This is a genomic window from Bizionia argentinensis JUB59 (assembly GCF_000224335.1).
GTDB lineage: Bacteria > Bacteroidota > Bacteroidia > Flavobacteriales > Flavobacteriaceae > Algorimicrobium > Algorimicrobium argentinense.
In genome coordinates this window covers 1-13,523 of record NZ_AFXZ01000044.1, presented here as the reverse complement: position 1 = coordinate 13,523, position 13,523 = coordinate 1, and the positions used below count along the sequence as shown (strand labels likewise).

The following is a 13,523-nucleotide window of genomic DNA, read 5'->3' as shown; positions in this document are numbered from 1 at the left end:
GCATAAAAAAAGGGCAAGCTACCTACATCACACCGCTACGACCATTTACCTTTGCTGCGTTCCCGCCCTGGAGGATTCAACAGGAGCTGGTTGTGTAGGACTTGCCCGCGGCAAATATACAATCTTTTAAAATGTTCACAATGATTTTTTAAACTGAATTTTAATAAATATCTTGCCTTAAATAAATAACTCCTCATGAAGCTTTATAAGTCTCTTACTATCATAATTTTATGCCTTACTTTATCATCTTGTGGCACCAATATTAATGAAGCAAAAAAAGATATTTCTATCAAAACCAACGTCTCCAATGATGCTTTTACCCTTGGTGATGAGCTAAAGCTCTCTATTTCCAACCCGAAAAACCATGAAATGAGCGAGGTTGACTATACATTGGATGGAAAAAAGATTAAAACAACTGAAATACTTCAGAATATAAAATTAGGTATTCATGAAGTAATCGCCTCTTTTAGCTTGAATGGTGAAGCGACAAGCGTAACCAAAAACATTACCATACTAAATAACCAAACACCTAAAATATACAGTTATAAAATTATAAATGAATACCCACACGATCCTTCATCCTACACACAAGGCTTGGAGTTTTATAAGGGTGAATTATATGAAGGAACTGGGCAATATGGGGGATCTAAATTGCGGAAAGTAGATTATAAAACTGGTGATGTTTTAAAGAACATCGATTTATCTAATGAATATTTCGGCGAAGGCATATCTATTCTTAATGATAAAATTTATCAGTTGACTTGGAAAAAAGGAACTGGTTTTGTTTACGATGTGGATTCATTTGAAAAAATCGGAAGTTTTAAATATGGCGAAAGCCTTGAAGGTTGGGGAATTTGTAATGACGGCTCTAAACTTTATAAAAGTGATGGCACAGAAAAAATATGGACACTTAACCCTGAAACCTTAACGGAAGAAAGTTATATTCAAGCTTATCATAACAAAGGAAAAGTGGTTGAATTAAATGAATTAGAATGGGTAAATGGAAAAATATACGCCAACCGCTGGAATAAAAATGGTGTGGCAATTATAAACCCAGAAAACGGTGCAGTTGAAGGCGTGATTGATTTTTCACCCTTACAGAATAATGTAACAAAACACCCGAAATTAGATGTTTTAAACGGAATTGCTTATAATCCAGAAACCAAAACCATTTTTGTAACTGGTAAATATTGGGATAAATTATTTGAGATTGAAGTAGTTGAAAAGTAGATTTTAATTACTCCCTTTCTTCACATAAATAAGAACCATTTAGAAATAAAGTCAAACGGTAAAAGAGTTAGTATGCAAACATTTCAAACCACAATACAAGTTACTACTGATGATTTAGACGACCTCAACCATGTTAATAACGTTCGTTATGTAAAATGGGTTGAGGACGTTGCCAAACTGCATTGGTTTACAAATGCACCAAAAGAGATAACAGATAGTTTTTTATGGATCATGTTATCACATCATATCACCTACAAAAAACCCGCTTTTTTGGACGATCTGATTACGCTAAAAACCTATGTACCAAATTCGGAAGGCGTCAAGTGCACACGTATTGTTGAAATACTAAATGGGGAAACACTTCTCGCTAAATCGGAAACTAAATGGGTTTATATGGATAGTAACCGTATGCGACCAACTAGAATTACCGAGGATATTAAAAACATATTTCTCTAATTATTATAGGTTTCATAAGAAATCATCAGTCCAAAAGTTATATTTTTGAGCAAATTGATATCATTTTATGAAGCGAGTATGCTAAAAGTGTTATTATCCATGAGAACTGCTAAATTGCATGCCAAACAAGTATATACCAAACAGTCCCAATAGCTATCGGGATGCCATTTAAAAAACAATAAAAATAAGCACATGAAACGTATTATTTATTTTCTTTTTTGCGTTGGCTTTTTAATGCTTTGGAGTTCTTGTCGTAAGGACTTAGAGTTCGCACCGAGTTCTGGAAACCTAGAGTTTTCAAAAGATACGGTTTATTTAGATACCGTTTTTACCAACATCGGATCCAGCACTTATAATTTAATTGTTTATAACCGGAGTAAGGATGACATTAGTATTCCAACCATTAAACTAGCCTCTGGAATCAGTTCTGAATACCGCTTAAATGTAGATGGCATGTCTGGAAACTCGTTTGAAAACGTAGAAATTCTTGCCAAAGACAGCATGTATGTTTTTATTGAAACTACCATAGATATTAATAACCTGCCAAACACCGGCGCGTTTTTATATACCGATAAAATTGAATTTGATACAGGCTCCAAAATGCAAGCTGTCAATTTAGTTACACTTGTTAAAGACGCTGTTTTTATATATCCTAATAAGGATCAATCCACAGGAATTATTGAAACCTTAACATTAAATATTGGTGGCGAAATATTAGAAACCGAAATTGAAGGTCGTTATTTAGAACCAAGTGAATTTAATTTTACCAACCAAAAACCCTATGTTATTTATGGTTATGCCGCTGTTCCTAATGGTGAAACTTTAATCATTGATGCCGGTGCGCGCGTTCATTTTCATTCTAATTCAGGCATATTGGTTGCCGATGGCGCTTCTATTAACGTTAATGGCACATTCAGTACAGATCAAGATCTTTTGGAGAATGAAGTTATTTTCCAAGGTAATCGTCTGGAACCTAATTTTAGTGATATTCCTGGCCAATGGGGAACTATTTGGCTCTTTCAGGGAAGTGTAAATAATACTATTAAATACGCGACTATTAAAAATGCGGGTGTTGGAATAATAAGTGATAGCAATGCAAATGAACCAAATGCCAAATTAACGATTACCAATTCTCAAATATATAACAGTAGTAACTTCGGAATTTTAGGAAGAAACACCTCTATTACGGCAGAAAATGTTGTGATTAATAATTCAGGACAATCCTCTTTTGCAGGAACAGAAGGTGGAAAATATAATTTCACACATTGTACTATTGCGAATTATTGGAATAATAGTTTCCGTCAGTTCCCTGCCCTACTCTTAAATAATTTCCGTGAAACAGCCGATGCTGTATATTTATTCGATTTAACAGAAGCCAATTTCAACAACTGTATTATTTATGGAAATGATAATCCTGAATTTATTTTAGATGAAGTGGCTGACCCTGGAAATATTTTCAACTTTAAATTCACAAATTCATTGGTGCGTTTTCAAGATTCCAACAATAATTTTTCTGGTGCTAATTACGATTTTGATGACACTACACGCTATGAGGCTATGCGTTTTAACAGCGACCCTGACTTCAAAAACACCCATAAAAACAAATTGATAATTGGAGATAATTCGGGTGCCATTGATATTGGCACGAATCCGTTTTCTAATCAAGTAGGTAATGATATTCTAAATGTAAACAGAACATCTACTCCAGATGCTGGCGCTTATCAGCATACGTCCTTTTAGAAAATTCCTACAAAATACTTCATAAAAAAACCTGCTTGAATTAACAAGCAGGTTTTATGTTTTATAAAGCATTTGTAATTATACAAACAAAGGTAAACCGCTCATCATAGCATTAACTTTTTCGCTAATTGCTTCTAATTTCGCATCATCTTCATAATTCATAATTACTTCATCCACTAAAGCTACAATAGCTTCCATGTCTTTTTCTTTTAAACCACGTGTTGTAATAGCTGGTGTTCCAATTCGGATACCAGAAGTTACAAATGGGCTTTTATCATCGAAAGGAACCATGTTTTTATTAACAGTAATATCAGCTTTTACCAAAGCATTTTCAGCTTCTTTTCCAGTGATATTTTTGTTACGTAAGTCAATTAACATCATGTGGTTATCCGTTCCGCCAGAAATAATATGGTAATCTCTATCCACAAATGCTTTTGCCATAGCAGCTGCATTTTTCTTCACTTGCAACATATAGTGCATAAAATCCTCGGATAAGGCTTCTCCAAAAGCAATTGCTTTAGCCGCAATAATATGTTCTAATGGCCCACCTTGATTACCTGGGAATACACCAGAATCTAATAAAGAAGACATTTTACGTAAGTTGCCATTTTTCAGTTTTAAACCGAATGGGTTATCAAAATCTTTACCCATCATAATCATTCCACCACGAGGACCACGCAACGTTTTATGTGTTGTAGTTGTTACAATATGGCAATGATGTAAAGGATCGTTTAAAATACCCTTCGCTATTAAACCTGCAGGATGAGAAATATCTCCCAATAACAAAGCACCAACACTGTCAGCAATTTCACGGAAACGTTTAAAATCCATATCACGAGAATAAGCAGATGCTCCACAAATAATCATTTTTGGCTTTTCACGTTCAGCTACTTCAGCAACATGATCATAATCAATAAGACCCGTTTCTTTCTTTACACCGTAAAAAACAGGATTGTATAATTTTCCCGAAAAGTTTACAGGCGATCCATGCGTTAAATGCCCACCATGCGATAAGTCGAAACCAAGAATTTTATCTCCAGGTTTTAAGCACGCTGAATAAACAGCTGTATTTGCCTGACTACCCGAGTGCGGTTGTACGTTTGCATAAGCTGCTCCAAATAATGTTTTTGCACGATCTATTGCTAACTGCTCTACCTCATCCACCACTTCGCAACCGCCATAATAGCGTTTACCAGGATAACCTTCAGCATATTTATTAGTTAAAACAGAACCTGCAGCTTCCATGACCTGGTCACTAACAAAGTTTTCTGATGCAATTAATTCAAGACCATTAAGCTGGCGTTGTTTTTCAGCTTCTATTAATTCAAAAATCTGTTCGTCGCGTTCCATAAATTTTAGTTATAGTTGAATAAAGTGCAAAAATAAGGAATACATTAGTTTAAAGCACCAAAAAACATATATTTACTATACCTATTTAAATTTTCTCAAAGGTTAAAGTATTGCTATATTTTTTGCCTTAAATTAGTATTAAAAAGAAAAGTTATGTAGGTTTGAGTAGAATTTTTACAAACATTAAACCACTTTTAGTTATGCCACTTACAGCTAATGATCCAGATAGAAAATCTTGGTTACACGTCGATAAAAACTCCGATTTTCCAATACAAAACATTCCCTTCGGTGTGTTTTTAACACGTGATGATATCATTACCATCGGAACACGAATTGGTGATACTGCCATAGATTTAGGTGCGTTGCATCAATTAGGGTATTTTGAAGGAATTCCTTTAACAGATGATATTTTTCTTCAAGACACGCTTAACGATTTCATCGCTGATGGTAGAAAAACCTGGCGTTTAGTTAGAGATCGAATTGCTGAAATATTTGATGCCGAAAATAGTAGTTTAAAAGACAATAAAAAACACAAAGAAGTTGTGCTTTTTCGTTTGGATGAAATTGAAATGCAACTGCCAGTTCAAATTGGCGATTATACCGATTTCTATTCTAGTATAGAACACGCTACCAATGTTGGAACTATGTTCCGTGGCGCAGACAATGCATTAATGCCAAACTGGTTGCATATTCCAGTTGGATATCATGGTAGAAGCTCTTCTATTATTCCTTCGGGAATCCCTATTCACAGACCACAAGGACAAACGTTACCTGCTGATAGCGATACGCCTGTTTTCGGCCCGAGTAAGCTAATTGATTTCGAATTAGAGATGGCGTTTATTACTACCGCTGCTAACGATTTAGGCGAACCAATTCCGATTGATGAAGCAGAAGAATATATTTTCGGTCTGGTTTTATTTAATGACTGGTCTGCTCGCGATATTCAAAAATGGGAATATGTTCCATTAGGACCATTCTTGGCTAAAAGCTTTGCTTCTTCCATTTCACCATGGATTGTAACACTTGATGCTCTAGAACCATACCGCGTGGAAAGTCCGAAGCCATTAAAACCGCAGTTACCATATTTACAATATACAGGAAAAAAGAGCTACGATATTAAATTAGAAGTAGCTATTAAACCAAAAACAGCTAAAGAAACGGTTGTTAGTAAATCGAATTTCAAATATATGTATTGGAATATGGTTCAGCAATTAGCGCATCATACCGTTAATGGTTGTCCAGTAAACTCTGGTGATATGATGGGAAGTGGAACCATTTCAGGGTCTACTCCAGACTCACTTGGATCTATGTTAGAGTTAACATGGCGTGGTGAAAAACCGATTACATTAAAAGATGGTACGGAACGTAAGTTTATCAACGATCATGACACCGTTATTATGCGTGGTCATTGTGAAAAAGATGGAACACGTATTGGTTTTGGTGAAGTATCTACCGAGCTTTTACCTATTTTTGTACCGAAAAAAAAGTAATCTAAAAAACAACATTTCAAAATATAGAAAGCCCTCAAGATTTATTCTTTGTGGGCTTTTTTATACTTTGTAATTACAAATTAGACGCTGGCCTTTTAGATAATCTGCTGGCAACTATACTAATTATTAAAATTTGTATGGCATGAAATAACATTAGCGGCAATAAGATGACACCGATAATCGCCATATTCCCGAATAATATTTTCGAAAAAACCGTACCGTGTACTAATGATTTTTTTGTCCCGCAAAACTGCGCCGTTATTTGATCTTCTTTGTTAAGTTTTAACTTTCTAGAAATAAAACCTGTTAAAGAAAAAGCGATAACAAACAATACAATTACTCCTACAAAAATTGCGAGTAAATCTAAAAGTGATACAGAACTAAAAATCTCATTATTAAAAGACTCTGCGAAGCTTTTATATATTATTAATAAGATTATAGACTTATCAAATATTGTTAATTTACGACTGTGTTTACGCGCAAATTCATCCAAAAAGCGTTGTAATAAAAGTCCTAAAATTACGGGCAAAATTATTTGAACAATAAGCTTGATGTAAATGTCTGTGAAATCAAAATCTGTTTGTGTATCATTAATAAACAAACCCATCCAAAGCGGTGTAATAGCAATACCAATAATTCCAGAGATACTAGCGTTAAAAATAGCTGCTGGAATATTTCCTTTAGCCATAGACACCATAACAACCGATGATGATACGGTTGATGGTAATGCCGCCAAGAAAAAGAAGGCTAACCAAATGGTTTCTTGTCCTTCATTTTGAATCCATGGGCGAAACAATAAAACCAATAACGGAAACATTAAAAATGTGGCTCCCTGAACTAAAAGATGCAATTTCCAGTTTTTGAGTCCCGCTTTTAATTGTGTTGGATTTAATTTAAGCCCATAGAAAAAGAAAATAAGCGAAATTCCAATCGCACTGATCGTATCGATAGGGATATCACTTTCTTCCGATCCCCATTGCGGAAAAAAATAAGCTAATAATATGATTCCAATAATAAAGAGAACAAACTTATCAATCTTTATTTTCATGTATAGTTTCTTTGTTTGTATATACTAAATTAAATATTTGCAACAACCCTATAAAATAATTTTCCTCTTTAGAACAACAAAACTTCCACAATCAGAATAGCTGATAGCTTTTGAGTTTAAAAACCAATTCCAGAAGATAATTCTGCTTGAAACTCAAGCGTGTTTGTATAAACTCTTCTTTTTATTAAGTTCTTTTTGTAGAATGGAAAGGATAGGGTTTTTCAAACATAATAAACCTTAATTTATTATAAGGGTTCTTAATTCATAATATTTAAGGAAATCACTTAAACCTTTAAAAAACATTATTTTAGAACCACTTCATTTTTAACTATTACAATTTTAGTTTCATCTAATAAGTGCTTTTGCTCTTTCAAAAATTGATTTATTTTAAGTTCTGAATCCATTATCTCAATAAGATGTGGGTGTTTATGATGCCGTATTTCGTTTGTTCCCCAATTCATTTTCTGATTACTCAAATAACCTTTATTAACATTTAGATGCAGAACCTGATGTAAGCCAAATGCTTTTGCACTTTTCATTAATTCTGTTGAAAAATCGGAAGCAAATAATTTTTTCCAAAGGGATTGATTTTTAATTTTCTGACCATATTCAAAATAAATCCGAATCGTTATTAAGTCTTTCATTTTTGAGATCTTTTATTTTTAATTTCAGATAAAGGAAGACCTTTCTCGCGCATAAATAAGTTGTGTTTTGGGCTTCCTATAATTTGTGAAGAATAAACGCCCGAATGTCCAGAAAACAAATAAGCCGTGCAACAAGCCAGACCAATAAAAACACCCGATTCAATTCCAAAAAGCTCTATCCCCATTATAGTACATGCAATTGGTGTATTTGTTGCTCCCGCAAAAACTGCAACAAACCCCATTCCAGCCAGCAATGGCATTGGTAGCGGTATAAACCAGATTAATACATTACCTAAAGCCGCACCTATAAAGAATAAAGGCGTTACTTCACCGCCCTTAAAACCTGCGCCAAGTGTAAATGATGTAAATAAGAGTTTTAATATAAAATCATACGAATTCAGGTTTATGTTGAATGCATCCACAATTGTTGGTATTCCAAGGCCAATATATTTTGTGGTTTCCATAAAATATATAGCGATTGCTAATATTGTTCCGCCAATAACCGGTCTTAATGGTGGATATTTTACATTGTTTTTAAAAAGACTGGAAAACAAATGGGTAGATTTAGAAAAAAGCATAGCAACAAGACCAAAAATAATCCCTGCCAACAAGCACCATAAAAGGTTTACAGGCGTCATTTCCGCTACTGTACTTATCGTATATTGCGTATGAGAAACACCCCAAATTGTACAAAAATAATCAGCAAAAACGGCTGCCATAAAACTAGGAACAATAGCATCTAATCTTATTCTTCCAAGAATTAAAACCTCCAAAGCAAAAACACCACCTGCTAACGGCGTTCCAAATACAGAAGCAAATCCAGCACTAATTCCTGCAATTAATACAATTTGTCTATCGCGTTTTGATAATTTTAAACTTTTTGTAAATCGATCTGCAATTGCGCCTCCAATTTGTACTGCTGTTCCCTCTCTACCTGCTGAACCACCAAAGAGATGCGTTACAATAGTTCCAAACAACACCAATGGCGCCATTCTAAACGGAATTATTTTTTTTGGACTATGAAATTCCTCAAGCAATAAGTTATTGCCTTTTACAACGCTACTCCCAAAATAATGATAAGATAAGCCAATTAATAGTCCACCAAGAGGCAGGAAGCCTATAATCCAGAGGTGAGATTCTCGCCAATTTGTTGCCCATTCTAAACTGATCAGAAAAAAAGCCGAAATACTTCCTGTTATGACACCCAATGTCAAACAGATTAAAATCCATTTTAAAAGATATAATAATGTGGGAATTTGTTCATATGAGAGTAAAAACTTCTTAATTCTATTATTTTTCATATTGCCTTAAATACATGATTCTACATTGGCATAAGCCATTAAAGTAGATGTCATTAGCTCTAGATAGAACGGTTTAAGGCAGACCTCATTGCCAAATATTTGAAATACAAAGGTAAATTAAAAATAACAGATCAATAGAAAAACGCTCAAATAATTTCGAGAGCACCCATCACAAGATATAAATACTATACGTAACGCTGTAAATCCATACTATTAATAGCACCATGACTAGCATGTGCCACAGAAACACCATTTTTTATAATTAATAATTGCGGTGATTCATGAAGCACTTGAAACTTGTAACCCGTTTCACTACTAACGTCTCGGAAATTTAATAAGTCGAGATAATATAAATCTACATTTAAATCAACATCATAATCATCCACAAATTGATTCATAGCCATTTTACTAATACCGCAACGTGTAGAATGCTTAAAAATAATCTGTGTTTTTGTTTTAGACTTTTCAGCAATTTCATCTAATTGTGCCACAGTTGTTAAGGCTTTCCAAGGTAAGACCTTTTCTTCTTTAGGCTCATTAGAACCTCCAAATAATTTATTTATAAAACTCATTTTTTATCTCTTCTTAAATAGTGTACCTTAAAGGTAGTCGAAACAACTTTAACAATCTTACAAACTGACGAAACGTCACGCCCAATAAGGCTTACGCAGACATTTTGTCGTTCAAAATAAGATGGTGAGGTTATTGATTATTATACATAGAAAATAAGGATTACTAAATATAAAACTATCCGCTTTGGCGGAAAACACAACACCATATACATATGAATTTCAACAACTATACAATTAAATCACAGGAAGCCATCCAGCAAGCACAGCAGCTTGCGCAAAGCTTTGGACATCAACAAATAGAAAATGAACACATTTTTAAAGCGCTTTTTAATGTCGATGAAAACGTTTTACCTTTTATTTTAAAGAAATTAAATGTAAACATTTCAATTTTACAACAGACATTAGATAAGCAATTAGAAAGCTTTCCTAAAGTTTCTGGTGGCGAAATCATGCTTTCTCGAGAGGCGAATAAATCTTTAAACGAAGCGGCGATTATTGCAAAAAAAATGACGGATGAATACGTATCTATCGAACATTTAATACTCGCTATCTTTAAATCGAATAGCAAGATTTCACAAATGTTAAAAGATCAAGGCGTAACTGAAAAACATTTAAAAGCAGCTATTGATGAATTACGTCAAGGCGATCGTGTAACCTCTCAAAGCCAAGAGGAAACTTATAACTCACTTAATAAGTATGCGAAAAACCTCAACCAATTAGCTAAAGACGGAAAATTAGACCCTGTTATTGGTCGGGATGAAGAAATTAGAAGAATCCTTCAAATTTTATCTCGAAGAACCAAAAACAACCCGATTTTAGTAGGAGAGCCAGGAACTGGTAAAACCGCTATTGCTGAAGGCTTAGCGCATAGAATTGTAGATGGCGATATCCCAGAGAATTTAATCGATAAACAAATTTTTGCTTTAGATATGGGTGCTCTAATTGCAGGCGCAAAATATAAAGGGGAGTTTGAAGAGCGCTTAAAAGCCGTAATCAAAGAGGTAACAGAAAGTGATGGAGACATTGTACTTTTTATTGATGAAATCCACACTTTGGTTGGTGCTGGTGGCGGACAAGGTGCAATGGATGCAGCCAACATTTTAAAACCTGCATTGGCTCGTGGTGAACTTCGTGCTATTGGAGCAACAACCCTAGATGAATATCAAAAATACTTTGAACAGGATAAAGCATTAGAGCGTCGTTTTCAAAAAGTAATGGTCGACGAACCTGATACAGAAAGTGCTATTTCTATTCTACGAGGTATTAAAGAAAAGTATGAAACACACCATAAGGTTCGTATAAAAGATGAAGCTATTATTGGTGCTGTGGAATTATCGGAACGCTATATTACTAACCGTTTTTTACCGGATAAAGCCATTGACTTAATGGATGAAGCGGCAGCAAAATTACGAATGGAAATCAATTCCAAACCAGAAGAGCTTGACGTTTTAGACAGAAAAGTGATGCAATTGGAAATTGAAATTGAAGCTATAAAACGTGAGAAAGATGAATCAAAATTAAAATCCTTACGTGCTGATTTAGCGAATTTAAAAGAAGATCGTAACGAACTAAATGCGAAATGGAAAAGTGAAAAAGAAGTCGTTGATAATATTCAAAATGCAAAATCAAATATTGAAGAATTTAAACTAGAAGCCGAACGTGCTGAGCGCGATGGGGACTATGGAAAAGTAGCTGAAATTCGTTACGGAAAAATTCAAGAAGCGCAAGAACGTTTAGAAAACCTTCAAAAGGAACTAGCAGCTAATCAAAGTGAAAGCTCTTTAATTAAGGAAGAAGTAACTTATGAAGATATTGCCGATGTGGTTGCCAAATGGACGGGGATTCCAATATCAAAAATGCTACAAACCGACCGTGAAAAGCTATTAAAATTAGAAGACGAATTACACAAACGTGTTGTTGGACAAAATGAAGCTATTATTGCCGTCAGTGATGCCGTAAGACGATCGCGCGCAGGATTACAAAATCCGCAAAAACCTATTGGAAGCTTCCTGTTTTTAGGAACAACTGGTGTTGGTAAAACAGAATTAGCGAAAGCATTAGCTGAATATCTATTTGATGATGAAGCAGCAATGACTCGAATTGATATGAGCGAATACCAGGAACGTCACGCTGTGAGCAGATTAATTGGTGCGCCTCCAGGATATGTAGGTTATGATGAAGGTGGACAGTTAACAGAAGCTGTAAGACGTAAACCATATTCGGTTGTCTTACTGGATGAAATTGAGAAAGCACATCCAGATACTTTCAATATTTTATTACAAGTATTGGATGAAGGACATTTAACAGACAACAAAGGTCGTTTAGCGGATTTCAAAAACACGATTATCATTATGACTTCCAATATGGGAAGTCAGATAATTCAAGAGAAATTTGAAGCCACAAAAGATGTAGATGCCGCCATGGAATTGGCAAAAATAGAAGTACTTGGTTTATTAAAACAAACGGTTAGACCGGAGTTTTTAAACCGTATTGACGACACGATTATGTTTACACCTTTAACCAAGGATAACATTACTGAAATTGTTGGTTTACAGTTAAAGAGTATCACGAAAATGATAGGAAAACAAGGCATCACCTTTGACGCGACACCAGAAGCAGTATCCTATTTAGCACAAAAAGGTTACAATCCAGAATATGGTGCAAGACCAGTTAAACGGGTAATCCAGAAAGAAGTACTGAACGAATTGAGTAAAGAAATTCTCTCGGGTAACGTTTCTACGGATAGTATTATTTTACTAGATGCTTTCGATGATCATTTAGTATTTAGAAATCAAGGCGACTTGGTTAAGGAATAATGCTAAAGTTTCGTTAATGCCATAATAATTAATATAAACGACCGTTTTCATTAATAGGTTGGTTAGTTAGTTTAAAAGCAATGAGATCTTGAATTCAAGACTCTCATTGCTTCTTTATTTTATGGTAAACACCCTGTAGTACCGAAAAACTCTTCATCCTGATACTTTATTGAATATTTTTAATCGCTCCTTGTTTTAGTTAAAAATATCAGTCTTTACAGATTTATAGGATATTATACGGGAAATATATGAGGCATTATTTTTAATGGGAAATATGTTCGCGTATACTTTTTATTTCGAATAAATAAATCACCTTATATAATTTAAATTCAGTACTTTAAATATCTATTTAAACTGAAACTAAAAAAACACGCAATAAAGAAACGACTCATTCATTCATATATCACTTTAATTCACGTCCCATTATGAGCTTATTTCAATACTACGATTTACCAGGAGCAGAATTTTTTGTTTTTGACGACTTCCTAATTTGTCAAATAAAGGAAGGTATGGAAGTAAATAAAGAACATAACAAAAGCTTAAAGGAAGTCATTGAAAAGCATTTTTCTGGTAAAAATATTGGTTACATTTCCAACCGTGTTAAATCCTATTCTGTAGATCCGTTAACCTATGTAGAAACAGAAAAAATACCAAACTTACTTGCTATTGCCATGATTCCTGAAACAGAAATTATGCGTAATAACGCAGAATATGAACGTAATTTTTATGATAAACCCTACGAGATTTTCGATAACTTAAGTGACGCCATTGCATGGGTTCACAATATTGTAAAAAATGCTAGCCAATAATATTATTATCTAAAACACAAAAAAGCCGCAAAATTAGCGGCTTTTTTGTTATCTAAAGCTTTTCAAT

General features: G+C 34.2%; 11 protein-coding genes, 1 other RNA gene and 1 riboswitch. Of the genes, 6 read left to right on the top strand and 6 right to left on the bottom strand.

Annotation, left to right across the window (positions count from 1 at the left end; genetic code table 11):
- Positions 1-8 precede the first annotated feature (8 nt).
- Positions 9-107: signal recognition particle sRNA small type (gene ffs / locus BZARG_RS15520), an RNA gene on the bottom strand.
- Positions 108-195: 88 nt separating this feature from the next.
- On the opposite strand from ffs, the gene BZARG_RS11430 reads away from it, so the two are divergent.
- From BZARG_RS11430 to BZARG_RS11420, 3 genes are all read left to right on the top strand, one after another.
- Positions 196-1,230, top strand: a complete 1,035-nt coding sequence (locus BZARG_RS11430; protein ID WP_008638589.1) for a glutaminyl-peptide cyclotransferase — start codon at positions 196-198, stop codon at positions 1,228-1,230.
- A gap of 72 nt (positions 1,231-1,302) precedes the next feature.
- The gene (locus tag BZARG_RS11425) at positions 1,303-1,686 is read left to right on the top strand and encodes an acyl-CoA thioesterase (RefSeq protein ID WP_008638606.1); all 384 of its coding nucleotides are present in this window, start codon (positions 1,303-1,305) and stop codon (positions 1,684-1,686) included.
- 192 nt (positions 1,687-1,878) lie between these two features.
- A complete protein-coding gene (locus BZARG_RS11420) occupies positions 1,879-3,426 on the top strand; it encodes a hypothetical protein (protein ID WP_008638534.1) in 1,548 nt (515 codons plus the stop codon).
- A 78-nt stretch (positions 3,427-3,504) separates the two neighbouring features.
- Here the strand turns inward: BZARG_RS11420 and glyA are convergent, their stop codons facing one another.
- On the bottom strand, positions 3,505-4,776 hold the full coding sequence (glyA, locus tag BZARG_RS11415) for a serine hydroxymethyltransferase (protein WP_008638556.1): 1,272 nt from the start codon (positions 4,774-4,776) through the stop codon (positions 3,505-3,507).
- Between the two features lie 200 nt (positions 4,777-4,976).
- Between glyA and fahA the strand changes: the two genes are divergently transcribed.
- Entirely contained in the window at positions 4,977-6,266 is a 1,290-nt protein-coding gene (gene fahA, locus BZARG_RS11410) for a fumarylacetoacetase (RefSeq protein WP_008638569.1), read from the top strand.
- Positions 6,267-6,339: 73 nt separating this feature from the next.
- Here the strand turns inward: fahA and BZARG_RS11405 are convergent, their stop codons facing one another.
- The 4 genes from BZARG_RS11405 to ytxJ form a co-directional block, all read right to left on the bottom strand.
- The gene (locus BZARG_RS11405) at positions 6,340-7,314 is read right to left on the bottom strand and encodes a bile acid:sodium symporter family protein (protein WP_008638604.1); all 975 of its coding nucleotides are present in this window, start codon (positions 7,312-7,314) and stop codon (positions 6,340-6,342) included.
- A gap of 302 nt (positions 7,315-7,616) precedes the next feature.
- Positions 7,617-7,958 carry a DUF190 domain-containing protein gene (locus BZARG_RS11400; RefSeq protein ID WP_008638555.1) on the bottom strand — a complete coding sequence of 114 codons (342 nt, stop codon included), beginning with the start codon at positions 7,956-7,958 and terminating at the stop codon, positions 7,617-7,619.
- On the bottom strand, positions 7,955-9,259 hold the full coding sequence (locus tag BZARG_RS11395; protein WP_040288593.1) for a voltage-gated chloride channel family protein: 1,305 nt from the start codon (positions 9,257-9,259) through the stop codon (positions 7,955-7,957). The genes BZARG_RS11400 and BZARG_RS11395 overlap by 4 nt, the downstream gene beginning before the upstream one ends.
- Positions 9,260-9,296: 37 nt before the next feature.
- Positions 9,297-9,361: riboswitch (Fluoride riboswitch) on the bottom strand.
- Between the two features lie 83 nt (positions 9,362-9,444).
- The gene (gene ytxJ, locus BZARG_RS11390) at positions 9,445-9,831 is read right to left on the bottom strand and encodes a bacillithiol system redox-active protein YtxJ (RefSeq protein ID WP_008638586.1); all 387 of its coding nucleotides are present in this window, start codon (positions 9,829-9,831) and stop codon (positions 9,445-9,447) included.
- Between the two features lie 212 nt (positions 9,832-10,043).
- Between ytxJ and clpB the strand changes: the two genes are divergently transcribed.
- Both clpB and BZARG_RS11380 read left to right on the top strand, forming a co-directional pair.
- A complete protein-coding gene (gene clpB, locus BZARG_RS11385; protein WP_008638558.1) occupies positions 10,044-12,647 on the top strand; it encodes an ATP-dependent chaperone ClpB in 2,604 nt (867 codons plus the stop codon).
- 425 nt (positions 12,648-13,072) lie between these two features.
- A complete protein-coding gene (locus BZARG_RS11380) occupies positions 13,073-13,456 on the top strand; it encodes a hypothetical protein (protein ID WP_008638597.1) in 384 nt (127 codons plus the stop codon).
- Positions 13,457-13,523 lie beyond the last annotated feature (67 nt).

Bases quoted from the DNA above. Each gene is read 5' to 3' on its own strand.
- BZARG_RS11420 (WP_008638534.1), top strand. From the start codon at position 1,879: ATGAAACGTATTATTTATTTTCTTTTTTGCGTTGGCTTTTTAATGCTT.
- BZARG_RS11430 (WP_008638589.1), top strand. From the start codon at position 196: ATGAAGCTTTATAAGTCTCTTACTATCATAATTTTATGCCTTACTTTA.
- BZARG_RS11405 (WP_008638604.1), bottom strand. From the start codon at position 7,314: ATGAAAATAAAGATTGATAAGTTTGTTCTCTTTATTATTGGAATCATA.
- fahA (WP_008638569.1), top strand. From the start codon at position 4,977: ATGCCACTTACAGCTAATGATCCAGATAGAAAATCTTGGTTACACGTC.
- BZARG_RS11380 (WP_008638597.1), top strand. From the start codon at position 13,073: ATGAGCTTATTTCAATACTACGATTTACCAGGAGCAGAATTTTTTGTT.
- BZARG_RS11425 (WP_008638606.1), top strand. From the start codon at position 1,303: ATGCAAACATTTCAAACCACAATACAAGTTACTACTGATGATTTAGAC.
- ytxJ (WP_008638586.1), bottom strand. From the start codon at position 9,831: ATGAGTTTTATAAATAAATTATTTGGAGGTTCTAATGAGCCTAAAGAA.
- glyA (WP_008638556.1), bottom strand. From the start codon at position 4,776: ATGGAACGCGACGAACAGATTTTTGAATTAATAGAAGCTGAAAAACAA.
- BZARG_RS11395 (WP_040288593.1), bottom strand. From the start codon at position 9,259: ATGAAAAATAATAGAATTAAGAAGTTTTTACTCTCATATGAACAAATT.
- clpB (WP_008638558.1), top strand. From the start codon at position 10,044: ATGAATTTCAACAACTATACAATTAAATCACAGGAAGCCATCCAGCAA.
- BZARG_RS11400 (WP_008638555.1), bottom strand. From the start codon at position 7,958: ATGAAAGACTTAATAACGATTCGGATTTATTTTGAATATGGTCAGAAA.